The organism is Peribacillus sp. RS7 (assembly GCF_041956845.1).
Lineage (GTDB): Bacteria > Bacillota > Bacilli > Bacillales > DSM-1321 > Peribacillus.
The window spans coordinates 3,367,725-3,392,871 of sequence record NZ_CP168135.1 but is presented as its reverse complement, the minus strand read 5'-3'; the positions used below and the strand labels follow the sequence as shown (position 1 = coordinate 3,392,871).

At 39.6% G+C, this 25,147-nt stretch carries 21 protein-coding genes and 1 pseudogene; 5 read left to right on the top strand and 17 right to left on the bottom strand.

Annotated elements, in window-relative coordinates:
• Positions 1 to 206 precede the first annotated feature (206 nt).
• From pepF to spxA, 5 genes are all read right to left on the bottom strand, one after another.
• Positions 207 to 2,024: an oligoendopeptidase F gene (pepF, locus tag ACDZ29_RS17040; RefSeq protein ID WP_289327255.1), complete on the bottom strand. Its 1,818-nt coding sequence runs from the start codon at positions 2,022 to 2,024 to the stop codon at positions 207 to 209.
• A 167-nt stretch (positions 2,025 to 2,191) separates the two neighbouring features.
• Positions 2,192 to 3,424, bottom strand: coding sequence for a competence protein CoiA (locus ACDZ29_RS17035; protein ID WP_375088225.1), 1,233 nt, complete (start codon positions 3,422 to 3,424; stop codon positions 2,192 to 2,194).
• A 97-nt stretch (positions 3,425 to 3,521) separates the two neighbouring features.
• Positions 3,522 to 5,030, bottom strand: a complete 1,509-nt coding sequence (gene cls / locus ACDZ29_RS17030) for a cardiolipin synthase (protein WP_375088224.1) — start codon at positions 5,028 to 5,030, stop codon at positions 3,522 to 3,524.
• Positions 5,031 to 5,146: 116 nt separating this feature from the next.
• The gene (gene mecA / locus ACDZ29_RS17025) at positions 5,147 to 5,815 is read right to left on the bottom strand and encodes an adaptor protein MecA (protein WP_289317460.1); all 669 of its coding nucleotides are present in this window, start codon (positions 5,813 to 5,815) and stop codon (positions 5,147 to 5,149) included.
• Between the two features lie 477 nt (positions 5,816 to 6,292).
• Positions 6,293 to 6,688: a transcriptional regulator SpxA gene (gene spxA / locus ACDZ29_RS17020; protein WP_034314502.1), complete on the bottom strand. Its 396-nt coding sequence runs from the start codon at positions 6,686 to 6,688 to the stop codon at positions 6,293 to 6,295.
• A gap of 995 nt (positions 6,689 to 7,683) precedes the next feature.
• Here spxA and ACDZ29_RS17015 point away from each other — a divergent pair.
• Positions 7,684 to 9,020 (top strand): annotated as a pseudogene (locus ACDZ29_RS17015) (IS3 family transposase).
• Between the two features lie 53 nt (positions 9,021 to 9,073).
• Here ACDZ29_RS17015 and ACDZ29_RS17010 read toward each other — a convergent pair.
• Complete coding sequence (locus tag ACDZ29_RS17010; RefSeq protein ID WP_289317461.1) at positions 9,074 to 9,655, bottom strand: GNAT family N-acetyltransferase; 582 nt, start codon at positions 9,653 to 9,655, stop codon at positions 9,074 to 9,076.
• 97 nt (positions 9,656 to 9,752) lie between these two features.
• Here ACDZ29_RS17010 and ACDZ29_RS17005 point away from each other — a divergent pair, with 97 nt between their 5' ends.
• On the top strand, positions 9,753 to 9,941 hold the full coding sequence (locus ACDZ29_RS17005) for a hypothetical protein (RefSeq protein WP_289317462.1): 189 nt from the start codon (positions 9,753 to 9,755) through the stop codon (positions 9,939 to 9,941).
• Between the two features lie 49 nt (positions 9,942 to 9,990).
• Here the strand turns inward: ACDZ29_RS17005 and ACDZ29_RS17000 are convergent, their stop codons facing one another.
• A complete protein-coding gene (locus ACDZ29_RS17000) occupies positions 9,991 to 11,136 on the bottom strand; it encodes a putative glycoside hydrolase (protein WP_370016991.1) in 1,146 nt (381 codons plus the stop codon).
• A gap of 587 nt (positions 11,137 to 11,723) precedes the next feature.
• On the opposite strand from ACDZ29_RS17000, the gene trpS reads away from it, so the two are divergent.
• Positions 11,724 to 12,710 (top strand): tryptophan--tRNA ligase, encoded by a 987-nt coding sequence (gene trpS / locus ACDZ29_RS16995; protein WP_289324123.1) that lies wholly within the window; start codon positions 11,724 to 11,726, stop codon positions 12,708 to 12,710.
• A 36-nt stretch (positions 12,711 to 12,746) separates the two neighbouring features.
• On the opposite strand, the gene ACDZ29_RS16990 is transcribed toward trpS, so the two are convergent.
• From ACDZ29_RS16990 to ACDZ29_RS16975, 4 genes are all read right to left on the bottom strand, one after another.
• Positions 12,747 to 13,502, bottom strand: a complete 756-nt coding sequence (locus ACDZ29_RS16990; protein ID WP_289324122.1) for a YjbA family protein — start codon at positions 13,500 to 13,502, stop codon at positions 12,747 to 12,749.
• Positions 13,503 to 13,609: 107 nt separating this feature from the next.
• Positions 13,610 to 14,380: a DUF2268 domain-containing protein gene (locus ACDZ29_RS16985; protein ID WP_370014239.1), complete on the bottom strand. Its 771-nt coding sequence runs from the start codon at positions 14,378 to 14,380 to the stop codon at positions 13,610 to 13,612.
• Positions 14,381 to 14,512: 132 nt separating this feature from the next.
• The gene (gene fabF, locus ACDZ29_RS16980) at positions 14,513 to 15,751 is read right to left on the bottom strand and encodes a beta-ketoacyl-ACP synthase II (protein WP_289317465.1); all 1,239 of its coding nucleotides are present in this window, start codon (positions 15,749 to 15,751) and stop codon (positions 14,513 to 14,515) included.
• A 48-nt stretch (positions 15,752 to 15,799) separates the two neighbouring features.
• On the bottom strand, positions 15,800 to 16,735 hold the full coding sequence (locus tag ACDZ29_RS16975) for a beta-ketoacyl-ACP synthase III (protein WP_289324120.1): 936 nt from the start codon (positions 16,733 to 16,735) through the stop codon (positions 15,800 to 15,802).
• Between the two features lie 201 nt (positions 16,736 to 16,936).
• Here ACDZ29_RS16975 and ACDZ29_RS16970 point away from each other — a divergent pair, with 201 nt between their 5' ends.
• Positions 16,937 to 17,158, top strand: a complete 222-nt coding sequence (locus ACDZ29_RS16970) for a hypothetical protein (RefSeq protein ID WP_370014238.1) — start codon at positions 16,937 to 16,939, stop codon at positions 17,156 to 17,158.
• Positions 17,159 to 17,199: 41 nt separating this feature from the next.
• Here ACDZ29_RS16970 and ACDZ29_RS16965 read toward each other — a convergent pair whose 3' ends face one another.
• The 3 genes from ACDZ29_RS16965 to ACDZ29_RS16955 all read right to left on the bottom strand — a co-directional run bounded on the left by ACDZ29_RS16965 (position 17,200) and on the right by ACDZ29_RS16955 (position 19,308).
• Entirely contained in the window at positions 17,200 to 17,382 is a 183-nt protein-coding gene (locus tag ACDZ29_RS16965; protein ID WP_034314525.1) for a ComZ family protein, read from the bottom strand.
• A gap of 267 nt (positions 17,383 to 17,649) precedes the next feature.
• Positions 17,650 to 18,483, bottom strand: a complete 834-nt coding sequence (locus ACDZ29_RS16960) for a hypothetical protein (RefSeq protein WP_289336101.1) — start codon at positions 18,481 to 18,483, stop codon at positions 17,650 to 17,652.
• A 102-nt stretch (positions 18,484 to 18,585) separates the two neighbouring features.
• Positions 18,586 to 19,308, bottom strand: coding sequence for a hydrolase (locus ACDZ29_RS16955; protein WP_375088223.1), 723 nt, complete (start codon positions 19,306 to 19,308; stop codon positions 18,586 to 18,588).
• A 293-nt stretch (positions 19,309 to 19,601) separates the two neighbouring features.
• Between ACDZ29_RS16955 and ACDZ29_RS16950 the strand changes: the two genes are divergently transcribed.
• Positions 19,602 to 19,793: a YjzD family protein gene (locus tag ACDZ29_RS16950; RefSeq protein WP_289317470.1), complete on the top strand. Its 192-nt coding sequence runs from the start codon at positions 19,602 to 19,604 to the stop codon at positions 19,791 to 19,793.
• A gap of 74 nt (positions 19,794 to 19,867) precedes the next feature.
• Here the strand turns inward: ACDZ29_RS16950 and clpB are convergent, their stop codons facing one another.
• The 3 genes from clpB to ACDZ29_RS16935 all read right to left on the bottom strand — a co-directional run bounded on the left by clpB (position 19,868) and on the right by ACDZ29_RS16935 (position 25,118).
• Complete coding sequence (gene clpB, locus ACDZ29_RS16945) at positions 19,868 to 22,450, bottom strand: ATP-dependent chaperone ClpB (protein WP_375088222.1); 2,583 nt, start codon at positions 22,448 to 22,450, stop codon at positions 19,868 to 19,870.
• 228 nt (positions 22,451 to 22,678) lie between these two features.
• Complete coding sequence (locus ACDZ29_RS16940) at positions 22,679 to 23,878, bottom strand: FAD-dependent monooxygenase (RefSeq protein WP_289324115.1); 1,200 nt, start codon at positions 23,876 to 23,878, stop codon at positions 22,679 to 22,681.
• Positions 23,879 to 24,005: 127 nt separating this feature from the next.
• Positions 24,006 to 25,118 (bottom strand): cupin domain-containing protein, encoded by a 1,113-nt coding sequence (locus ACDZ29_RS16935; RefSeq protein WP_375088221.1) that lies wholly within the window; start codon positions 25,116 to 25,118, stop codon positions 24,006 to 24,008.
• Between the last annotated feature and the right edge of the window lie 29 nt (positions 25,119 to 25,147).

The window sequence follows — 25,147 nt, the reverse complement described above, 5'->3', positions numbered from 1 at the left end:
CTACTTATACTCTTGATAGGGTCGCTATTCGTCCAGCTACTCGGTATCATGAACCTCATTCCTCTGTATTTTACCTCCCCTATTTTATTTTTTGTTTTCTTCATTATTCTTCACAGCTTAAATCAGAGAAACCGCTTTAAAGGATTATAACGGATATCCATATTAGATGAAAAGGAACCCGAAGCCATTCGGGTCCCTTTCACATCCTATTTATTCAAAAGCTCTTCCAACTCATTTAATTTTTCTTCGAATACATTCATGGCTTCTTGTACAGGCTCGGCTTTTGTCATATCGACGCCAGCCTTTTTGAGTACTTCAATCGGATAATCAGAACTTCCAGATTTCAAGAACTCCAGATACCTTTTGACAGCAGGCTCTCCTTCTTCAAGGATTTGCTTGCTTAAAGCTGTTGCTGCACTGATTCCGGTCGCATATTGATAAACATAGTAATTATAATAGAAATGTGGAATACGTGCCCATTCCAAACCGATTTCTTCATCAATGCTCACATTCTCGCCAAAGTATTTCTTGTTCAGCTCATAATATTCCTTAGTGAGCATATCCGCTGTCAATGCTTCCCCATTTTGAGCTTTAAGATGAATGGTATGTTCAAACTCTGCAAACATCGTTTGGCGGAACAATGTTCCACGGAAACCTTCTAGATAGTGATTCAATAAATAAATGCGTTTCTTTTCTTCTTCGATTGTATTAAGTAAATAATCATTCAACAGGTTTTCATTACAAGTCGATGCAACTTCCGCTACAAATATCGAATAATTCCCGTATGGGTATGGCTGGTATTTACGCGTATAGTAGCTATGGACCGAATGCCCAAACTCATGAACGAGCGTGAATAGGTTATTGACGTTATTTTGCCAGTTCATTAAAATATATGGATTCGTCCCATATGTACCAGAAGAATAGGCACCGCTTCGTTTCCCTACGTTTTCATGTACATCGACCCAACGGTTTTCAAATCCCTCTTTCAAAACATTCAAATAGTCCTCACCAAGCGGAGCAAGACCCTTTAGGACATAATCTTTGGCCTCCTCATATGTCACTTCCATCTTCACTTCTTTTACAAGAGGAGTGAATAGATCGTACATATGAAGTTCATCTAATTCGAGTACTTTTTTACGTAAATCAAGATAACGGTGCAGTAAAGGCAAGTTGTCATTGACTGTTTTAACGAGATTATCATATACGGTCTCCGGAATGTTATTGCTACTTAACGCCGCTTGGCGTGCTGAATCATATTTTCGTACTGTGGCATTGAAATTATGGTTTTTCACCTCTCCTGACAAGGTTGAAGCAAACGTATTACGGAACTCACCATACTTGCTGTATACCCCTTTAAATGCCTCCTCACGTACACGTCGATCATCGCTCTCAAGAAAACGGATATACCTTCCGTGAGTTATTTCCACTTCATTTCCCTCTTCATCCTTGATGGTCGGGAATTTCAAATCAGCATTGTTAAGCATACCGAAAGTATTGCCTGATGAATCGAGTACTTCTGATGCTTGTGCCAATAATTCTTCCTGCTCGGCAGATAAGATATGGGGTCTCTGAAGATTAATTTCCTCTAAAGAATGTTTATATAATTTCAATTCTTCTTTTTCTTCTAAAAACCCTTCCAATTTGCTTTCGTCAATACTCAATAACTCAGGAACCATATATGAAAACGCAGCTGCTGCCTGGGCGTATAAAGCTTTGGCCCGATCCTCCATCCCTTGGTAAAAAGGATTGGTTGTATCTTGGTCATTGCGCATATGTGAATAAGAATAAACTTTCCCAAGCTTCTCGAATACTTCATCTTGGAGTTGAAGGGCTGCAAATAATTTTTCTGCGCTTTCGCCCAACGTCCCTTTATGTGCCTCCGCTTTCTTGAGGTCTTCCTTCACTACTTTGAAAGCAGCTTCCCAATCTTCTTCGGTGGCGAAGATATCTTCCAGTCTCCAAGTATCCTCTGCAGCTATTTCACTTCTTGATGGTAATGCATTCACTTTTGTTTCCTGTGCCATAAAAATTCCTCTCCATTCTATAGAAAACTCGCCAATCAGCTAACTCATTAAACCGGATTGAACGCTGCAATTATGCATACGGCATTCATGCTTTCTAAAAGTTTTTAAATCTCGTTCTTATTACTATTTCTCCAATAACAAAAATAATCCTGCCATTTCATCTGAATTCAAGATAAATAGGGATGTTCTCCCTGATTATACTGGATATTCCCCTTTTCCAGCATCAACTTATGCTTATCATAGAAAAATTTTTCCATCATTTGAACTTGATCACTGGTGAAGGGAAGGGAAAATTCCTTCTCAACTTTAAAAACCCCCTCTTCCAACTTTGATATGTAACCCATGTGCTCCAATAACTTAATGTATTGACCTACAGGGTACTCCAAGGGTGGTTTTTCATGAAGCAATGGCAACGGCCTGAACTTTATTTCCCCTTTTTTTGAACGCTTCTTAAAAAAGTGGATAATATTCGCCATGAAAATCTTTTCCCCCATTTTTTTCTCTTGAAACACATCCATGTAAAACCATGCCTGCCATTCAATCGGGGCTGTTTCGATCAAAAGCATCCCTCTGACTGGAACACCCACTTCAATGGGAATTGTCGCAGGTGTAATATGATGTAAATACAGTTCTTCGAAAAAAGGATCGTTTCTACGTGCAGTTTTCACACGATAGAGGGACCAGTCTTTTCGTTTATATCTCCAAGCAGGCAGAAAAGGGAAACGAAAGCTGTTTTGGGGCAATGCCCGACTAGGGGGAAGGAGTTTTAAGGAAGCTGAAGTAAATTCGGCAAATACGGTTCTAGGGGAGAAGGGAGTGAGGTTCTTCAATACTGATAAATGATTAGTTTCCGGGCAATACATCCAAAGAAACGGATGGTGCCAGCTGCCGCTGACAAAGAGCCATTGGAAGCGGGATAAACTGAATTCATACATGCTTTTCCTTTTTAAGCGTTTTGCAGCGAGGATCCAGATTGGCTTGATGCCCACGCTTTGATAGGCTCTTGTTCGTTCAATGAATTCAACCTCCGGGATTACGGAGCATTGAAATTCTATTGCATAGCGATTCCCCCCTATCGTAGCTAAGATATCAGCCCTTTTCTTAATTTCGGGAAAGTAGGCTTCTAAATCCACTTGATAGCCGTGTGATAAAAACCACTGAAACAATTTTCTTTTTCCCATTAAGTGATAGGCGGATTCCGGTTCTGAAGAAGCACGGCATGAAGAATTATTTTTATGGGCGAAATGCGGGATCCTGACGTTTCCTGCTTTGATGGACATTTCCATCTTGCAACACGGACAGTAATAATTTGCTGACTTTCTCCATTCAGCAAGCACGTTTGCCGATATCCTTTCAGGAAGGGTCATCCAAGTCCCATCTTTCTTTATCGCAGTTAGCATACATCTCCTCCTCATCCACTACATTCGCTTGCATCGCTAAGGATCCCTTCCTTTTAATAAAAAAAAATGCCAGATCGGCATAAAGGAAAGTTAATTTCTATAGAAGGGGTGAAAGCAATCGGCAAGTGGATTCCAATACTTTTAACCCGAAATTCCGTTTGGAAAATGCAACAATTTCCACCTCTTGGGATACCTTTATATCTTCCAAAAAATCATTTACAAGCTGTTGTGTACTTTCCGTCCGGTAGAGAAAGGCATTGACTTCGAAATTCAAGTGAAAGCTTCTCATATCCATATTGGTTGTCCCAATTGAAGCCAGTTGGTCATCAACGATGATGATTTTACTATGCATGAAGCCCTCATTATATTGGAATATACGAACTCCCGAAGCAAGCAATTCGGGAAAATAGGTTCTCGAAGCATGAAATACTATATGCTTATCGGGATTCTTTGGGACCAGCAGCCTGACATCCAAACCACTTAAAGCAGCTACCTTCAATGCTTGAAAGATATCGTCGTCAGGAACGAAATAGGGTGAGGCAATCCAGACGGACTTTTCTGCAGAAGTGATCATCTTAAAAAAAATGCTCTTAATGATCGTCCACTCACTATCAGGCCCGCCGCCAATCAATTGAACTCCACCATGCTCATGATGGACCGGCACGCCAGTCAAGAGATATTCATCCGTTAAAAAGCTATTATTGGTGCTATAATACCAATCCTGCAGAAATATGATCTGTAAAGTCCTGACCGCTTCCCCTTTCACGATAAGATGCGTATCACGCCAAGAACCGAATTTCGGATCATGACCCAAATATTCATCCCCAATATTGAGGCCACCGATGAAACCGACAGAGCCATCTATCACAATTATTTTACGGTGATTACGAAAGTTGAATTTATTATTTAATAAAGGGAGATGCAACGGACCAAAGGCAACCATTTCGACCCCTGCATTCTTCAGTTCATCGATATAAGAGCGAGCTAACTTCCATGAACCAACCGCATCATAGAGAAAACGGACTTTTACCCCTTCTCTTACTTTTTGTATCAAGACATCCTTTAGCACACCGCCAATGCGGTCATCCCTAACAATATAATATTCTAAATGAATATGATGTCTGGCTTTTTTTAATTCTTCGATGATATTGGAAAATGTCTCCTTACCATTCCTTAAAATCCGGGTTTCGGTCGTAAAAGAAATAGGGCTATTCCCTAGCCTATTTGCAAGAGTGAATAATTGCTGAGAGTTCTCGCCCATTTCCTTAATTCGATCATTATATTCCGCTTCGCCGCTTAATTTCACGAATCTTTGCTTATCCAAAAAGTACTTCTTGCGAAATATCCTTTCTTTCCGAAAATTACGGCCAAACAAAAAGTAAAATAAGAAACCGATGAAAGGGAAAGCGCCAAAAATAACAAGCCATGTAATGGTCTGTATGGGATCCCGATTTTCCAGGAAAATGATAAAACCAATTATCACCAACAAAAGGGTCAATATAAAGCTAGAATAAAAAATCAGCCCGCCACTGACGTCATTTGTTATAAAATACCAAATCCCGACCAACAAGAGAATAAGCAGACCGATGCCAACTATATTCTTCACCTAGACTACCTCCAATTAACAAACACAGGCACATGTAAAAAACCTCCTTGCCTAAGGTAAAAAAAATTTATTCTAGGACGAAAAGGCCGATTTCAGTAGAAATCGGCCTCAACAGTCTATGCGAAATATTTATCGACCGTTGTGAATACATCATTTTCGATAACTATTTTCCCGTACTCTTCAAGCATGTGCACCGTTATTGGTGACTCCTGACTATATTCCAATAAAAGACTTAGTACATTATCGATTTCTTCCTCATCAATCTCCGCCTCGGAAAATTCGATATAAAGATAATATTTATTTTGATAAACATAAAGTTTTGTCGTCCAGTCATCCAATCCATGACGCTTACTTAATGAAATGACATCCTCAAAATCATCGAATGTCGTGATGAATTCAATCATACCATCTTCGAATGTCATACCGCTTTCTTCATCCTTACCATGGAAATGTTGATCAAGAAGCGTATCCATCTTATCTGATACATTAAAATCCTTTAACTTATCATCTGAAAGAGGCAGCTCGAGTTTCTGACCATCTTTGGCAAGCTGGGCTTTTGTGACCAAAACTTCCAAGCCTTTTTCAAGAGCTTGAACTTGAATCCATAAAGGTCCTTCAATCATGAATTCTTCTTCTTGATGCACTTCATCCATCATTTCCCAAAAAAGCTCCTCACTTCTCTCACGACTGTACCAAATTTCTTCGCGATCGAAGCCTCTTTCCTCAATATCTATATAGGAAATATAAAATTTCACTGTATCATCATTAATGCGTTCGATTTCCATGATTCCCCTCTCCCTTCCTTTCTCATTTTGAAGGGATAATAACCCCCAAGCGAAAATTGCTCTTAAAAGCTCTTTACCCGTAAGTGAATACTGTAAATCATGATAGCCATTAAAACAGACTATTTTACATCATTTTATGACAAAACCTTGAAGAAGGGAAATAAAAAACATTACTTATCTAAAAAACAATTGTTTGCCTAATATTCCATTCATTCTATAAAAAAATTCATCCGCATGCAACTATCACAATGCTTTCTTCAAATTTAATCTTACTGTAGTATATGCCTTATTATATACATGGCCTGGGGAGTAGCATTCTTATTTTATCTTTAAATGATGACCGGCCATAGGGACTTGCTGAAGATGCCAAACGTCTGTCGCCTATGGATTCGGTCATGCCCGGTTATTAAGGTGAAAAATCGGTTATGTATAAAGAAAAAGCCCTGCACAATTCCTGGCAGAGCTTGAAAGACCTTATTAGTTGACCATACGTTGTGCTTCCCGCAACTGGAAGGTACGAACTTTACGTGGTAAAAAGCGTCTTATCTCATCTTCGTTATAACCAACTTGAAGCCGTTTCTCGTCAAGGATAATTGGACGTCTCAACAGTCCTGGGTTTTCCTTGATCAATTTATATAATTCTTGAAGAGGCAGGCTCTCTAAATTTACGTTTAACTTTTGGAAAGTTTTTGACCGTGTTGAAATGATTTCATCGGTGCCATCTTCTGTCATTCGAAGAATTTCTTTTATCTCATCAATCGTCAACGGTTCTGAAAAAATGTTTCTTTCTTTATATCCAATCTCATGTTCCTCTAACCATGCTTTTGCTTTTCTGCATGAAGTACAACTAGGTGATGTATATAATGTTACCATGTTTACTCACACTCCCTAAATATAGAATCGGTGATCTATGAGGGGAAATCTACTATTAGTATTCATAAGTACCACTCTAATTTGAAATAATTTTAAATAAGTATTTCATATTCTTTATTATACACTAATTTATTTAAAATGAATACCCTTTTTGATATTTGAAAAAATCCTTTTAAACTTCTGGTTTAGCCTGTACTATAGGCTATTTCGTTTTTTTATGTAATACATTAAATCCACTTTTTCTAATTGAAAATACCTACCTATCATTCTCATTTAACTCTCAATTCGGCCCTCATGATTTTTTAATTAGCTCGTTACTTTTATTTACCCCCATTCCTTGTCAATAAACAAGATCTTGTTAATATATTTTCTTTAACAAAAAGAAAATTCCTCCTTTTTACAAGAAAAACCATTCTTTTAGCACATATAATTCCAAAAGTAAAAAAGGTAATTCAAAAGAATCAGCAATAAGGGAACAATCTACCATCCAAGAAGTTATAGATATTCATTTTCCTGCAATAAATGCATAAGAAAAGCGAGTTTGCCTGCAGTTTTTTATTTGCAAGACGTTCAGTTCAATTTCAGAAATCCGCTCCCTATACGCCGACTGTCAGCCAAGCGTCTGTGGGGTTTTGGCTAGCCAGTTTTTCGGCAGGAGTGTCGCAAATTCCTTCAATATATTAGGGTTACATCCTAAAAAAAGTAAAAATCGGAGGTTTACCAAGTCTTCTATTAAAAAACATGGTTCGGGGTAAAACCATTCCGGACCTCCTTTCATCGACAAATTCTAAGAATAGACAGTTTCTCTCAATTTTTCTAAAAATAGTTCCGGTTGTTTTCTGCTGGAGCACTTTTACTTTTTCGTTATCCTGAGCTGTTTTTTCGTCCGTTCACGCCTTCCTTTACCGTACTTTTTTCAACAAACTAAAAAGGACCGGTGAACTGAACTGCACCCCAATTGTTAGACAACATCTAACAATTGGAGGTGTATTTTTTTGACTAAATATACGATAGACGAAAAATCACATGCAGTTTTAGAGTACTTAGAAGGGAAAAAATCCTATAAATCCATTGCTCAAGAAAGAAATGTAGGTTTATCCCCTCTGAAAAGATGGGTCGCTCGCTATCTAAAACATGGGATGGAAGGACTTGTTCCATCCTATACAAATTACACTCTGCCCTTTAAACTAGAGGTACTTAAATATATGAACGAATATGGGGCATCGATCAACGAGACCGCTGTACACTATAACCTTCCTTCCGATTCTACACTTTTGAATTGGGTAAATCAGTTTAAGGAAGGAGGTATAGACGCCCTAAAACCAATGAAAAAGGGGCGTCTATCCATGAAAAAAATCGCAAGCTAATGGCTCTCAAGAAGCACTTCTTGCCGAATTAGAATACTTACGTGCAGAGAATGCCTATCTAAAAAAGTTGAATGCCTTAGTTCAAGAAAAGGAAGCCTTACAAAGAAAGAAAAAGCGAAAGTAGTCCATGAACTAAGGAAACAATTTGATTTAAAACTGCTTCTATCCATTTCTAAAATGGCACGGAGTACGTACTATTATTGGGTAAACGCCTTCGGGCGTGAGGATAAATACACAGAAATTAAATCCCTTATCAAAGAGATTTTCCATACGCATAAAGGGCGTTATGGGTATCGGCGTATTACCCTAGAATTACGTAACCGAGGTGCTCCCATCAATCATAAAACAGTTCTCCGATTGATGAATGAACTAGGATTGAAGTCATTGATTCGCATGAAGAAATACCGTTCGTACAAAGGGAACATCGGTAAGATTGCGCCCAACATTCTAGCACGTGATTTCAAGGCGGCAAAGTCCATTGAAAAATGGGGGGTGACAGATGTCACGGAATTCCATCTAGCTGGGGAGAAACTATACTTATCAGCCATTCTTGACCTGTTTAATGGAGAAATCATCGCCTATAATATCGAATCTCGGCCTGTTTATCCGCTCGTTTCCAAAATGCTGGATAAAGCCTTTGATCGCTTGGAATCGAAAGATTCACCCATTCTCCATTCAGATCAGGGCTGGCATTATCAGATGAAACAATACTCGCATGATTTGAAAAAACATAACATTACACAAAGCATGTCCCGCAAAGGAATTGTCTCGATAATGTGGTCATTGAAAACTTCTTTGGCTTATTAAAATCCGAATTACTCTATCTTCAAGAATTTGAAAGCATGGAGCATTTCAAACAAGAACTAGGAGATTATATCCATTACTACAATCATCAACGAATCAAGGTAAAATTAAAAGGCATGAGCCCGGTAGATTACCGGGTTCATGCCCTCAAGGCTGCCTAAGTAAATAAAGTGTCTAACTTTTTGGGTTCATTCAAACAACCGGCCCTTTTTTCTCAAACTTCCATCTCTTTAAAAATATCCGTTTCCTGACCTGCATTCAAGCTTAGTACATCCTCTACATCTTGATAAGATTTCCCATAAAGGTCATCATCTTTGTAAGTATGGATTTCAGAATAAATCTCTTTCATGAAATCAAATACGTCTTCTTCATCAACAGATGGATTTGCCGGCCAATATAAGATTTCCATAGGCGTGTTCTCCTTAGTGGCAAGCGATTTTCTGCTGTAGGAAATCGAAGAAGCATGATGGAATCCTTCCCTTTTATAAAATTTCAGCCTTTTAAATGTATCATCATCATTTTCTTGTACTGGTTCGACTTCCAGCAAAATCGTTTTCTGCTTTTTTTGCAATTTTTGAATCAATTTCCTTCCTAATCCCTGCCCCCTTGAATTCTTTGATACAAATAGGTAATCAACGAATATAAACTCTTCCCCTTCCACATACAATAAAACATGGTCGGGACCTTCATCCTTTTTATATATTTCCTGCTTATCTTCTAAAAGAACTTCTATATGTTCTTTGGACTTCATTTCTTCAATAGGGAAATACTGGTTTAATTTTTCATACCAATTCATAATTTAATCTCCTCATTTGCTAGTTTATACTTTCCAGATTTTTTCTTATCCACTACAATGGAACTTAAATAGCTTGAAAATATTAGGAGGGGTTTAGATGATCAGTTACTTTATCGACTTTTTTTTAGTCGCTGCTTGCGTTATTGGTATTACAGCTGTGAATGGCGTTGTGACGAATGGCATCGGCGAAAAATGGTTTGGCGGGAAACGTCACTCTCATATTTTCGATCAATCGAAACGAATTCAGTCAGGATGGAGTCAAGTTGGCGGGAATAAAAAGCGGTAATTCAGAGAGAAATTGGATGACCGGAAGGATTCCTAGGTCATCCATTTTTTCATGGGGTATAGTCTACTCCCTTTGTATATCGATTTGCTGCATTCCATAATAAGTATTCATCAATACCATTATCATTCAATGCTTTTATTTGGGCTTCCACTTCTTCCTTACCATACCTTTGATAATTCCCCTCCCCTAAATATGAGGCAGTAAAATCTTGTAGCCAAGGTCTAGAAGTAGGTGGCGTTTTTAATTCCTTCAGCTTCCCGTTCTCCAATTTCGCATATTCCTTAACGAGATCATACGGCTCCAAATCAGGCTTATCGATACCAAAATAAGATGTCCAGTGACTTGGATAGATCATGGAGGAAATTACATCGACATTCTCAGAGATTTTTGTGAAGTTTTGCCCAATTCCGGGAGCTTCAGGCAATGTAGCAGCATATCCAAAAATATCCACTGATACTTCCACATCATATGGCTCCAGTTGTTTTCTCGCATAACTTACGAAATCCGTCACTGCCTGAACCCTTTTGGCTGTATGACTTACTTTCGCTTCATCATATTCACCGACATCATATTTCAAATCATCTTCCTTGTTTTCGAATCCTTCGGGAAAACGGACATAGTCAAATTGAATTTCTTTAAAACCCATCTTTGCAGCTTCAATGGCAATACCGACATTATAATCCCACACCTCTTTTAAGAATGGGTTAACGAAGGCTTCCCCTCGACCATTCTTCCATACCTTTTCGTCATCTAAAAAAGATAATTCAGGCTTCTCTTTGGCCAGAAGGGAGTCTTTAAAAACGACTACCCTTGCAATCGGATAAATCTGTTTATCTTCCATTTTTTTCAGCATTACCCTTGGATTTTTTATGTAGTCTTTACCAATCCCAGCATATGGAGAATCTGGATCTTCGGTTTGATAAGTAACGTTCCCCAAGTCATCCTTAATATCAATGACCATCGCATTCAAATCGGTTTCATCTACATATTTAATAAGTTCATTCATTTTCTTGCCACCCGCTGCAGGCCCTGTCACATATATTCCGCGCACAGCATCCGGATAGTCGAATTTCAACCCCGAATCAAAAACAAAACGCGGTACGCTCTCAGGCAAATCTTTATTTTCTAATGCTACCTGCCTGGTTTCGTTCATGCCTTCCGCATGAACTGGCTGTTGAATCAGGAATATGCACATACCTGTCATCAACCATTTACACATTGGTTTCATTTTCTCCACCTCATTCGCCATCAGTCATCAATATTCAACAAATATAATAAACCCCTTTCTTTAATACCACAAACAATTAATTTTACTCCTATATATTATAAATAATTAAAAAACTCCGCCTTACAAAGTTTATATCTTAAAACCCATAGGTGGAAATACGTTCCTCAGCACTGTATTCCCTTGTATGTATCCTTCCCTAAAATCATCTGCTCATAGTGAAATATAGTAAACGGTTTGATTTTCCTTGAGTCTTTCATTTCTTCCATAATCAAAAAAAGGAAACGGAAAATCCGTACTTTTGCTTGATTACCGATTCGATTATACATTTAATATGAATAAATGCTAAAATACAGTTATAGTGGACAATTCGTATTCTCAGAATGGCATCGATACTGGACAAAACGGCCCTCCACAAGATTTAAATGAGCGTTCCCTTTCATGGGCTTCACGCACATTTCTTTCAAAGAAAGTGGATTCATTTTCTATTTATCCTTACAATAATGAAGAGCGAATATCCATTTATCAATAAACGCATTTAGAGGAGTGACTAGCAGTTGAAAAGGATTTTCTCCGGCATTCAGCCATCCGGTTCCGTTACTTTAGGAAATTACATCGGAGCCATGAAACAATTCGTTAACTTACAAAATGAATATGAATGTTTCTTTTGTATTGTTGACCAGCACGCAATTACAGTTCCACAAGATCGCCTTAAGTTAAGGAAAAGCATTAAAACTTTGGCCGCTTTATATTTGGCCATTGGTCTAGACCCTGAAAAGAATACCATCTTCATTCAATCAGAGGTACCTGCGCATGCTCAGGCAGGCTGGATTTTACAGAGTATATCCTATATTGGTGAACTTGAGAGAATGACCCAATTTAAAGACAAATCCGCTGGCAAAGAAGGGGTATCAGCAGCACTTCTTACTTACCCGCCGCTGATGGCTGCCGATATTCTCCTTTATGGTACGGATGTCGTTCCTGTCGGGGAAGATCAAAGACAGCATCTTGAATTGACACGCGATTTGGCTGAACGCTTCAATAAAAAGCACAATGATATTTTCAAAATCCCGGAAATCAGCCTTCCTACAGAAGGGGCACGTATCATGTCCCTTCAAGAACCAACCAAGAAAATGAGCAAATCGGATCCTAACAAAAAGGCAACGATTGCCTTATTGGATGATCCGAAGCAAATCGAAAAAAATATCAAGAGCGCAGTTACCGATTCCGAAGGTATTGTCCGTTACGATAAGGAAAACAAAGCCGGAGTTTCCAACCTGATGTCCATTTACTCCATCTTCAGTGGAAAAACCTATTCAGAAATTGAAGAGATGTATGAAGGCAAAGGTTATGGCGACTTTAAAGGTGATCTGGCTGATGTGGTACTTGGAGAAATCCTACCAATCCAGGAACGCTTTAATGAATTAATCGATTCGCCTGAATTGGATGAAATTCTGGACCGCGGTGCAGAAAAAGCCAACATTGAAGCCAATAAAATGATCAGAAAAATGTATAATGGCATGGGACTTGGCAGAAAGAGATAAAAAAAGACGATCCTCATCGGATCGTCTTTTTTTTGTTCATAATATCGATGGGCTATCGCCAGCTTCCACTTGCCAAAGCTTTTCAAAAAAAGGCTGCCCCTTCACCAAATTTTCACAAAGTTGAAGGTGCTTCTCTGACCAGCCTTCCTTCATTTCTTCATATAACTCTAGCCAAGCTATCTGAAAATCCATTTCTTGAATGCTTTCATATTTTTCAGGGGCCCATTCTGTATACCAATAGCGGATTTCAGCAGTATTTTTCGCCGTGAATAATTGGTCCATGGCCATGAATAGTAATTGCTTAAGCTGTCTTTCTTTTCTTGTCAACCCATTCATGAATAAGGGAGACGGCGACAAAATATGATATTCTTTCTCAGATGTAGGTTTTTCAGTAAAGGTGTAATCCATCTCATCATGGTTTTCTATCATGTCATAAACAATTTGTTCCTGCCGGGGAATTATTCTGCTTTTCCTGATCGGAATATGATACCCTATCGTATCAACAGCTAAAATTCCATTTCCATCAGTCACGATAAAACAATAGTCAAGCTGAATTCGTTCATGATTTTTCCTTGCATATGCTTTTTGATACACGTCATTCAGCAATGGCTTAGGTAATTCTGACAAGTCGTTTTCTATGTAGTGGAACAATGTTGCTGACACTTTCAACAAAGGAACTTGATCTAGTAGTTCGATCCCATCATCCTTCCTCCATTCATGAAAATGACAAATATTATAGCCGTTTTCTTCTCCTTCAAACCAGTTAACCCATACATCATGAAGATATAACATCATTCATCCCTCACTTAAACAAATTTCTGTTTGTCAATCAGTATAGGCAGGAACCATACAATTTATTCCTATTCTAGAAAACAGATTATAAAAAAAGAACGTATATATTAGCTATTTATTGATAAGAATTTTTCAGATTGAATAATGAATGATTTTTTCACAGAGAGTTTTTCGTAATTTTTCACTAGGTAATAGCCACTACAGTATCCAAGCATATATGGGTATCCTTTCGTTCCAAGCAGAAGCACATCATGAAGAGGGTCTGTACGCTTTATCATGTGCTTTTCCTCTAAATGTTTGCTCCAAAATTCTCGTAGTTTATCTTCCTGATATAACTTAGTCCATTTCGCTAAAAATTTTGTTCCTAAATATTTTCCCACCGTTCGTTCCGCTAGCCCTTCCATGATCATCGTATCAAGGAGAGTAAATTCTTTTTGGTCCTTTTTCAAGTGATGCAATCGGCAGACATGATGATATTCATGAATCAACAGGGCCTCCATTTCCTTTTCAGCTATACCCTTGTCGTAAAAAAGGAATAGTTTATCTTCAAATGCCAACCCTGACTTTGTTTCAACTGTTTTCTTCCATATCCCAGAAGACATGAGCGGAAAAATAAATATGGGAACATCAGGCCCTCCCCATAGTTTCTTATAAGATGTGAACAGGCTTTGTGTTTTTTCCCATACATTATTTTCTTTTAAGTCTTCCCATGTGAGTTTCGTTTTTTGATTCGGCGAATACATGCCATGCTTTAATAAATGATGATAAATCATATCCGCATCAAGCGTATTGTTGAATGTGCTTTTAAGTCTTTCCATCATCTGGACCGGGTGGTTGAAATCCTTCCTCATCCATTCATCAGTTGAAATGACCCCCATTTCCCATACACCTCCGCTTCTTTTGACTATCGTATGATTTAAAAAAGCTGAATGACACATTTTATATCCTGCATTTTCCCTTCAACACAAAAAGAGCAGATCTCAAAAGATCTGCTCTTCCTTCTGTTTGTTTTATTGATATTTCTTGAAAAGAATAGTAGCGTTATGTCCACCGAATCCAAGTGAATTGCTGATGGCGGCATTGATTTCGCCCTTCCTTGCTTGATTCGGGACATAGTCCAAATCACACTCAGGGTCTGGTGTTTCAATATTGATGGTTGGAGGCAAAATGCTGTCCCTGATTGCCTGAATCGTGAATATTGCTTCCACACCGCCTGCTGCCCCTAACATATGGCCTGTCATTGATTTAGTGGAACTTATTGCAAGTTTATTAGCATGGTCGCCAAAGACTTCTTTGACTGCCATCGTTTCATATTTGTCGTTGTAAGGCGTACTCGTTCCGTGGGCATTCACATATTGGATGTCTTCCGGATTCAAACCTGCATCCTCAATAGCAATTTTCATCGCTCTTGCCCCGCCTTCTCCACCTGGTGCCGGAGCGGTAATATGGAAGGCATCTCCAGTTGATCCATAACCAGCTATTTCGGCATAAATCTTGGCTCCTCTATTCAATGCATGTTCAAGATCTTCCAGAACGATGATTCCAGCTCCTTCGCCGATTACGAAACCATCACGGTTAAGATCGAAAGGACGGCTAGCAGTTTGTGGATCAGGATTGGTCGATAAAGCAGTATTTGCACAGAATCCTGCAACCGACATTTTTGTTATTGGCGCTTCGGCTCCACCTGTGATCATCACATCGGCATCGCCACGTTGAATGGCTTTAAACGCGTCACCAATTGAATTTGTTCCTGTTGCGCAGGCTGTTACCGTACATGAATTGATTCCTTTAGCACCCAGTAAGATAGATACCTGGCCAGCTGCCATGTCCGGAATCATCATCGGTACGAAAAATGGGCTCACCCGTTTATACCCTCTGTTTAAAAAGTTTTCATGCTGTGTCTCAAGAGTCTCCAGCCCGCCGATACCCGAACCGATCCAGACCCCGATACGTGCTGCATTTTCATCCGTTATTTTCAGCTCACTATCATTATAGGCCATAACGGATGCTGCAATTGCATAATGGGTAAAACGGTCCATCTTACGCGCTTCTTTACGATTAATATAAGTCTCTATATCAAAGTCCTTGATTTCAGCAGCCACTTTAACTGGGAATTCTTCAGCATTCAAACGAGTTAAAGGCCCTATTCCTGATTTCCCCTCGATTATATTCTTCCATCCAGTTTCTGCATCATTACCAACTGGTGAGATTGCTCCAATACCTGTTACAACTACACGACGATTAGTCATTAAAATGGCTCCTTCCTATTTTAAAGCTCTTACGTTTTGCTACTTCTTTTATTTACCCCACCTAAGAGCGATCGCTCCCCATGTAAGGCCACCACCAAAACCGACCATGACGATTAAGTCATTGTCCTTGATTCTTCCTGCTTCCATTTCTTCCACAAGGGCCATTGGAATGGACGCTGAAGAAGTATTTCCATATTTATGAACCGTTTTTGTCATTTTTTCAAGCGGGAGACCCAAGCGTTCCCTTGAAGCTTCCATAATGCGTATGTTTGCTTGATGCGGGACAAGCAGATCGACATCTTCTTTTGTCAAACCAGCTTTGTCCAATACACCCAGGCTGGATTCCCCCATCTGACGGACAGCAAATTTAAATACTTCACGTCCATTCATATGAATGAAATCTCCTTCCTGTAATAAGTGCTTCCCGCCAGTTCCATCTGCGCCTAATTCAAAGGAAAGGACCCCTTTGCCTTCCGATACAGGTCCAAGTACAGCTGCACCCGCACCGTCACCAAAAAGTACAGCAGTATTGCGGTCTTCCCAATTGGTTACTTTCGAAAGTTTTTCAACACCGACGATCAACACATGCTTATATGCACCTGTCTTAATAAATTGCTGTGCCGTGATCATTGCATACATAAAACCGGCACACGCAGCACTTACATCCATTGCAGCTGCCTTCATCGCTCCCAATTTCTCTTGAATCATGCAAGCGACAGAAGGAAACGACTGATCAGGCGTAACAGTAGCTACAAGAATTAAATCTATCTCATCAGCAGAAATTTCCGCATTTTTCAATGCAGCTTTTGCGGCTTCATAAGCCATATCTGATGTATCAATATCATCATTTGCAATTCTTCTTTCCTCAATACCCGTCCTAGTCCGGATCCACTCGTCGGAAGTGTCCATAATTTTCTCTAAATCCGCATTTGTAACGATTTTGTCGGGTAAGTAGCGGCCAAGCCCAAGTATACCAGCATTCATCTTGCCATCCCCTTATATTTTAATGAGTTATTATAAGCATCTATTATTACCTGGTACTAATTTTATATAAAAAAACACTTCCTTGCAAGAGTTAACAATTTGAATAGCTAAAGAAATCTCTTTTCGAAGTCGGACAAGCGCCTATGCCAGGGGAAATTGGGGACATACATTATAAATAAAAGGAGATAGGAGGAATTTATTGTGGACATCTTCAATCGCAACAACCAGGGAACCCAGGATGATCATTTTTCGAATTTGATGTTTGGCAGGAAAGCTGAACCTGAGCAAGAGGAATCGAAGATTGATTACATGCAATTGATGGAGAGTGTTGAAACTTTGATGAGCTTATACAGTCAATACAAACCGGCCATCGATAAAATTAACCTGAGCCCATTGATCGCCAAGTTCTTGAAAAAAGAATAAAAAAATAAGGCTGCCCTTTTACCCGGACAGCCTACCTTCAATTAACGCTGAGCATCTTGTTTTCCAAGCTCATAAGCTTCTTGCATCACGCTTTTAAAGAGCTCCATGAATGGCTCTGCCATCTCCATTGAGAATGGAATCCCGCTTGCTTCAAGCTTCGCTTTAGCCTCTGGGAAGTACTTCATGGCGATCCCCATAAATTCAAGAGTTTTATCTGAACTCATTTGCATTTCCCCCTATCTTTTGAATAACCATCAATTGATCATTGTGATGCCCAAATAAAGCTCAATATTATCATAATTCCACTTGTCCCTTTCGTAAAGGGCGCAAATATAAAATCATGAATATCTTTTGACGTTTATTCCTATCCTTGAACATTATAGTACAAGACTTATAGGGTAGAGGCAAATATACAGTTTTGTCCTTTCCAAATAACGAAGCTTTCGGTTTTATATATTCCTTCGAATTTAAGCATTAAGGTCCTCTCCCCGTTAATCACGCTTTCTCCACTCTTTAAGTAAATTTAATCTTTTATTATGTTTTCTTTGTAGAGCAATGCCTTCTTCCGGGTCCATTTTGCTGTGCACCTCAAATATTGATCCTTTATTGATTTTAGTTTTTGGTTGGGAAATGAATGAATCCATAGTTTCACCAAATATTAACTTGGCACATTTATTCCAATGATCATCAATACTGCTGCACAATTGGATGGCCCTATCGGAAGTGGAGGTAAGCACTGCTTCCAAATCATTCACAAAATCAGTGATGAAGAGGGCATCTCCGGTATATTCGTTAGCGATTGCCGCTTTGATATCTGACTGACCAAGTTGATTGATTCCAGCCTCAAAGCTCATGCCTTCCGGTTGCCAAGGTCCATAAATGGTCGGTAAAAATATGATTTTTGCAGAATCAATTCCTTCGATCGAGTTTAAAATGGACTGAAAAATACTGACATCTCCTTCAATTGGCATGAAAATAACAAAATTTGGCGTTTGATTAGATCCATTTTTTTTGCATTTTTCAATGAAGTAAACGATTTCGCCTATAAGAAAATCGATTTTACCCGTTTTTCCGCTTTGAATATCGTAACAAGATATGAAAACAGTGTCCTGCTGTGAAATATCCAATAATTTAAGTTTATTTATCGGAAAATATATATAGTTCGAACTTCTACCTATTTCAAGTTCCTTTTCTTCCATAATATAACGACTTGCTTCGGAATCAGCCCAATCAATTCCGATTACTTCTTCACCTTGGTTCAAAAAATATTGAGTTACATGGAATCCCACAAATTGATAAGTGCCAATGACAATGTATGTTTGCATAAATACAACCTCCTCGTATGCCATCAAGCCCATTTCACTCGACACGTCTAGTTTTTTTAGATGCTGTATCGTATGCAAACTATTGTGAAAATATATCCATTCTCATAAAGACTCTTCATTCTCATTGAAAAACTTCTGTATTTGATAGGGGATTTTATAACGTTTTTCAGGCAATAAATAAGTCAGCTGCAAGTCTGCTTTCCTAGCCAGTTGGATTTCCCGATAAAGGGAGGCTTGCTCTTTCCGCATGCTTCCAAAAACCTGAATCACTTTCATGGGGATTTTCTCAGCGATCACTGTATCATCAGTGTCCAGAATATGCTGTTCACATTCTGCCGGATCGAGCTCATATGCAGCAGCGACCTCGGACAGCCACTTTTTATAGAAGAACTTATTTTCCTTTTCTTTCTCCAGTTGAGCTTTCAAGGAAAAAACCGGATCGATTAATACGACAGAACGTATTTTATTTCCAAGTTCATTCATTAGCTTTAAGGCAAGGAGCGCGCCTGTCCCCTCTGCCAATATATGAAACCTTTGATTGACTATTTCTTTTTTCATGAAAAGGATATATAGGTTAAGGGAAAGGTCCATTGCTTTAGGGCTGCCCCAGTTGGCTCCGTGAAAATTGGATGAGAATAGCGTGTATCCGTATTCCTTTAAATATTCCAATATCCGCAACCTGCCTGGATGCTGCAGCCAAAAGCTGCTGTCTTTTTCGACAAAATGACTACGGTCTCCAATTACCATTACGGAAAAACCACTGGGCCGCTCTGGATAATAGATGATATTCCATTGGTCATCAATTTGAAAAGTTCGTTGTTCCATCGGTCTAACTCCTTTAAGGAATATTACTACTACTATATTAATTTATGACGAAAAATAGAAAGGGTCAGTGGTAACGCCTAACTTCTTATCTTAAATTAACCAAGCTGGGATGGTTTTTTTTTATTAAATACCCAGAATTTCCCTTTTAACATAGGTACCAACTAGACTGCCTGAAAACTTCTCTTATGATTTAAGGTAATGAATTATTTAATGGTTATTATTAAAAACACGTTTTAACTGTATATTAATTATGGTAAGATAAAAATGAATGTAGTGGAATGAGGTGAAATTCGATGCGTTATGCTTGGACAATTTTTTGGACATTCTTATTAGTGCATATGACTGTATATGTTGTTTCTTCCATGATCGGAGTTTCATACGATGCTGCGCAGGGGACGATTTTAGGAGTAGCTGCTGCTATCCTGATTTGCATCATCCCTGCTATCATGCCTGCTGGGCCAGCAAAAGACTCTCATCAACATTAAGAAACAAAAAGAGGACATCCTTTTTAGGATGTCCTTTTTGTTATACCGTACTTTGCTTTCGGGTAAACTACATTTTATATGAGGACCAATTCATCATGATCATAATCAATCGTTATTTCCAGTCCAACTGTCCCAGCTATGATCTTACGGGCGATTTTCGTTTCAAGATGCTTTTGGATGAATCGCTTCAATGGTCTGGCCCCATATACCGGATCATATCCCTGGTCCGCAATGAATTCCTTAGCCGCTTCAGTGACGTTCAGGATAATATTTTGTTCAGTTAACCTTACTTGTAATTGTTGAACCATTTTTTCTACGATTTCAACGATTTCTTGTTTCGTAAGAGGTTTGAATAAAACAATGTCATCTACGCGATTCAAAAATTCCGGACGGAAATGCCCTCTTAATTCTTTAAAGACTTGATCTTTTATTTCGTCTTCAATTCCACCATCAATCAGGTTGGACTGCAACAAGAAATGGGAACCGATATTGGAAGTCATGATGATCACTGTATTTTTACAGTTGATTGTTCTGCCCTGGGAGTCCGTTATCCTACCATCATCCAACATTTGCAGCAAAATATTGAAGACTTCAGGATGCGCCTTTTCAATTTCATCCAATAATACCACTGAGTATGGGTTTCTCCTAATTGCCTCCGTTAGTTGGCCGCCTTCCTCAAAACCAACATATCCAGGAGGTGCACCAACAAGGCGGGACACGGAATGTTTCTCCATATATTCCGACATATCGATTCGGATCATATGTTCTTCACTATCGAATAGCGTTTCTGCCAAAGCTTTTACCAGTTCAGTTTTACCTACTCCAGTCGGCCCCAGGAAAATGAATGAACCAATCGGTCTGTTGGGGTCCTTAATTCCAGCCCTTGCCCGTAAAACAGCATCGGATACTAGTTCCACCGCTTCTCCCTGACCTATTACGCGTTCATGCAGGATATCAGAAAGGCGAAGCAGCTTCTCCCTTTCACTTTCCACCAGCTTGCTTACGGGAATCCCCGTCCACCTTGCAACAATCGAGGCAATTTCCTCCTCAGTCACTTCTTGGCGAAGCAACCGTGATTCCTGTTTTTCCTTTTCCAATTCATCTTCCATTGCTTCCAATTCTTTTTGAAGCTGTGGAATCCTTCCGTGCCGAAGTTCTGCTGCCCTGTTAAGGTCATAGTCATTCTCTGCCTGTTCCAGCTCATGGCGCAGTTTCTCAAGCTCTTCACGTTGATCCTGCACCTTTTGAAGAGCTGATTTCTCCATTTGCCATTTGGACTTCATGCTATTCGCTTGATCCTGAAGTTCTGATAGTTCTTTTTGAAGCACTTCCAGCCTTGCTTTGCTTTGAGGGTCCTCCTCATTCTTCAAGGCCGCTTCTTCAATTTCAAGTTGCATGACTTTTCTCGTGATTTCATCCAACTCGGAGGGCATTGAATCGATTTCCATTCGGATCATCGCACAAGCTTCATCCACAAGATCTATCGCTTTATCCGGTAGGAATCGCTCCGTTATATATCGGTTCGAAAGGACAGAGGCTGCAACGATCGCCCGATCATGTATCCTGACGCCATGGTGAATTTCAAACCGTTCCTTTAATCCACGCAAAATTGAAATCGTATCTTCCACATCCGGTTCAGGAACCAGAACCTGTTGGAAACGGCGTTCAAGAGCCGGATCCTTTTCAATATATTGTCGATATTCATCCAGGGTTGTTGCACCGATACAGTGCAGCTCCCCTCGTGCAAGCATCGGCTTTAACATATTCCCGGCATCAAGCGCGCCATCCGTTCTTCCGGCCCCAACAATTGTATGCAATTCATCAATGAATAAAAGGATTTTGCCGTCACTTTTCTTGATTTCATTCAACACCGCTTTTAGCCTTTCCTCAAATTCACCGCGGAATTTTGCCCCTGCGACAAGCGCACTCATATCAAGTGAAAAAACGGTCTTGTCCTTTAATCCTTCCGGCACATCCTTTCTCACGATCCTTTGTGCCAACCCTTCGACAATGGCTGTTTTACCAACTCCAGGTTCTCCAATTAATACAGGATTATTTTTCGTTTTACGTGAGAGTATCCGAATGACGTTACGGATTTCCGTATCTCGACCGATTACGGGATCGACCTTCCCTGATTTAACCTCAGCAACGAGATCTCTGCCGTATTTTTTAAGTACCTCATATGTGCTTTCAGGATTTTGATTAGTCACTCGTTGATTCCCCCTTATATCGTTTATAACCTGTTTTGCTTTATCATAATCAATCCCATATGATGAAAAAAGCCTGTTTACATTCGTTTTATTGACCTGCAACGACGCAAGAAGTATATGTTCGACAGATAAATATTCATCTTCCCACATCTGCATTTCTTTTTCGGCAGCGGTCAAAATTCCCTGTAAGGAGGATGACATGTAAACCTGGGAAACACTTCCGCTCACTTCCGGTAATCGATCCAGTTCCCTAGTAAGCTCTATATCAAATTGATTCATCGGTTTATCAGATTCCGATAAAATCCTGATTAATAAACTTTCATCCTGTTCCATTAAAATCTTTAATAAATGAAGCTCCGTCAGCTCGGGATTCCCTCTATCTTTAGCTAGCTCCTGGCCGCCAATGATTGCCTGTTGGGTTCTCTCCGTCATTTTATTAATATCCATCTTAAAACCTCCCATTCATCTATTTCATGAACGAAACCCCTCTTAATTTGACCAAGTTTGACCTTTATATTTTCATTATACTTCTAATTCTCCCCATGTAAAGGAATGTTATAAAAATGCAATTATGGAGGATGAACGGCAAAAGCCTTTCTTCATAAAGAAGAAAGGCAAAACCCATCTGTAAATTCATTACATCCCATCATAAGATTTTTATGAAACGAATCAGCTTTATGCTTTCACGGCCATTTTATTATAACCATGAAATTCATCGACGAATTTGAAATCCTTATCCGTGCGACCTGCAAGGATTGTATCTCTGAGCAGAATTCCGGCATCGGTCTCATTGTGGATGATTTCCCCCCACATTCTAGCGCTGGTTTGAACATTCGCCGTACGCGGAATCCGTTCCTCTTGGTAGTCCAAAAATGCCTGTTCAATGTCATTCCCATGCTTATGAAGCATATCCGCCATATAAGCTGCATCTTCTAAAGCCTGGCAAGCCCCTTGTGCCAAGTATTGAAGCATCGGATGTGCAGCATCGCCCGTTAGCGTAATCTTCCCTTTTGTCCAATTATCAATTGGTAAACGGTCATACATTGGCCAGCGGCGTTGCCGTTGAATGAATGAAATTGCATTCTGAACAAGCTCACAAGTTCCGGCGAATACATGATCCATTTCTTCGGGGGTACCCCATTGATCTGTTTTTTCGTTTTCTTCCGTGTATTGAGAACTTTTGAAGACCACCACTTGGTTGTATAGTTCTCCCCTTCTAACCGGGTATTGAACAAGATGAAGGTTTGGTCCAATCCACATATATACATCATCTAAATCTCCATGACTCGTAACCTCTTCCATCGGAATCGCTCCTCTGTATGCAACATATTGTGAGCAGACCGGTTGATCTTCAACAAACAGTTTCCGTGCATTGGACCATAATCCATCGGCTCCAATGACAGCCGTTCCTGAATGTTGGGACCCGTTGGCAGAAGTAACCGTCACTTCACCCTCATTTTCTACTGTTTCAATAATGGTTTGGTTCGTTACCAGTTCAATATACGGGTTCATATCACAGGCCTCAGCCAGTACTTTATGCAAATCGGAACGATGCAAAACAATATAAGGCGCTCCATATCTTTCTTTATAAACATCACCTAAATCCAAAGCGGAAAGCTCTTTTCCAGAAAAAGCATCCATCAGTACCAATCTTTTTGGAAAGACTGCTATTTCATTGATTTTTTCCATGACGCCTAAACGCTTTAATACGTTGGTTGCATTTGCGGCAAGCTGAATTCCTGCACCAATTTCACCAAATTCGGGAGCTTGTTCAAGGACCTTTACATACTGTTTAGTTTCTGCGATTCCTAAAGCAGTTGCCAATCCGCCAATTCCCCCACCGATAACGATGAATGGTTTTTTTTCTGTGTTCATCATCAATTCCCCCTATATTAAGTAGCTTTTAGCCAATGTTGTGGACCAATACCATAGTAAGCGTTTTCATTCAACTGGCATTCTATATATTCATTAGGATCATTCTGAAAGTTTCAACCGATTATTTTCAAACCAAAACAGGCTTGAATTCACTTTCAACCTTTTGGTAACCATTGTTTGTGTCTAATGCCTGTTGCTGTTCCAAATCGAATCTCTCCATTATTGGTAGGTCGTTTACCGAGAATAAGTAAGAATCGGCTTCTGCAACATGCTCATGCCAAACCCAATTCGGAACGACGAAATAATCTCCCTTGGACCAATCAAAACGCACTCCATTAATGACCGTATAGCCTGAACCTTGGTGCACTTGATAGATTGTGGAATGGGTATGGCGATGTGCTTTGGTATGGAATCCTTTTGGCAGTTTCTGCATCCATGCCCCCATCGTGGGATTTGCCGTTTGTCCATTTGAAGGATTGATATATTCCACAGCAAAACCTTCAAATGGATCTGGTTCGAAGTTCATTAATCCTTCTATCGCTGCTTTGGTGCCTTTCCATTTGTAGTTGGCAAGCGGTGCCACTTGTGAATAACGATCGGATATCGGACGAACCATTCCGCCTTGATAACGGAGCTCTGAAAAATCATCAGGCCGTTTAGGCGTTTCAACCCGGTCTGGGTATGGTTCAAAGAAAGTGCCACCTATTGAATAGATAGTTGGAATATCAAGGGCATCCATCCAAATCATCGGTTTTTCTCCAACATGACCATGACCATGCCATAGGTTTTTTGGCGTGATCAAGAAATCCCCTTCTTCCATGAATATCCTTTCTCCTTGCACGATGGTGTAGGCACCCTCACCATTTGTAATGAAACGAAGGGCACTTTGAGAGTGACGATGGGAAGGAGCCACTTCACCAGGCAACAATAGCTGAACCGCTGCATAAAGCGTTTGTGTTGTCGAAGCCCATCCCCAAGGCTGACGATAAGTTAAGCCTGGGTTTTGAAAATAAATGGCCCTCCGCTCCCCTCCTCGATCAGGTGTGAAGATTTCAGCTGCTTCCATCAACTTTTTAGTCAAAAGCTCTTCTTTCCATAAATAAGCATGGGCATGAGGTTTAGGTTCATGGTCCATCAGAGCGGGAATGGCTTCCCACAGAGGCCCAAGGTTATACTGCTGAATATCCTTTGTAAAATCCTTTACGATTGCACTATTCATGTATTCCAATTTTTCAGCCATATTAATCCCAACTTTCTTTTTTTATCTTT

Bases quoted from the DNA above. Each gene is read 5' to 3' on its own strand.
- pepF (WP_289327255.1), bottom strand. From the start codon at position 2,024: ATGGCACAGGAAACAAAAGTGAATGCATTACCATCAAGAAGTGAAATA.
- ACDZ29_RS17035 (WP_375088225.1), bottom strand. From the start codon at position 3,424: ATGCTAACTGCGATAAAGAAAGATGGGACTTGGATGACCCTTCCTGAA.
- mecA (WP_289317460.1), bottom strand. From the start codon at position 5,815: ATGGAAATCGAACGCATTAATGATGATACAGTGAAATTTTATATTTCC.
- spxA (WP_034314502.1), bottom strand. From the start codon at position 6,688: ATGGTAACATTATATACATCACCTAGTTGTACTTCATGCAGAAAAGCA.
- ACDZ29_RS17010 (WP_289317461.1), bottom strand. From the start codon at position 9,655: ATGAATTGGTATGAAAAATTAAACCAGTATTTCCCTATTGAAGAAATG.
- ACDZ29_RS17005 (WP_289317462.1), top strand. From the start codon at position 9,753: ATGATCAGTTACTTTATCGACTTTTTTTTAGTCGCTGCTTGCGTTATT.
- ACDZ29_RS17000 (WP_370016991.1), bottom strand. From the start codon at position 11,136: ATGTGCATATTCCTGATTCAACAGCCAGTTCATGCGGAAGGCATGAAC.
- ACDZ29_RS16990 (WP_289324122.1), bottom strand. From the start codon at position 13,502: ATGTTATATCTTCATGATGTATGGGTTAACTGGTTTGAAGGAGAAGAA.
- ACDZ29_RS16985 (WP_370014239.1), bottom strand. From the start codon at position 14,380: ATGGGGGTCATTTCAACTGATGAATGGATGAGGAAGGATTTCAACCAC.
- fabF (WP_289317465.1), bottom strand. From the start codon at position 15,751: ATGACTAATCGTCGTGTAGTTGTAACAGGTATTGGAGCAATCTCACCA.
- ACDZ29_RS16975 (WP_289324120.1), bottom strand. From the start codon at position 16,735: ATGAATGCTGGTATACTTGGGCTTGGCCGCTACTTACCCGACAAAATC.
- ACDZ29_RS16965 (WP_034314525.1), bottom strand. From the start codon at position 17,382: ATGAGTTCAGATAAAACTCTTGAATTTATGGGGATCGCCATGAAGTAC.
- ACDZ29_RS16960 (WP_289336101.1), bottom strand. From the start codon at position 18,483: ATGCAAACATACATTGTCATTGGCACTTATCAATTTGTGGGATTCCAT.
- ACDZ29_RS16955 (WP_375088223.1), bottom strand. From the start codon at position 19,308: ATGGAACAACGAACTTTTCAAATTGATGACCAATGGAATATCATCTAT.
- ACDZ29_RS16950 (WP_289317470.1), top strand. From the start codon at position 19,602: ATGCGTTATGCTTGGACAATTTTTTGGACATTCTTATTAGTGCATATG.
- clpB (WP_375088222.1), bottom strand. From the start codon at position 22,450: ATGGATATTAATAAAATGACGGAGAGAACCCAACAGGCAATCATTGGC.
- ACDZ29_RS16940 (WP_289324115.1), bottom strand. From the start codon at position 23,878: ATGAACACAGAAAAAAAACCATTCATCGTTATCGGTGGGGGAATTGGC.
- ACDZ29_RS16935 (WP_375088221.1), bottom strand. From the start codon at position 25,118: ATGGCTGAAAAATTGGAATACATGAATAGTGCAATCGTAAAGGATTTT.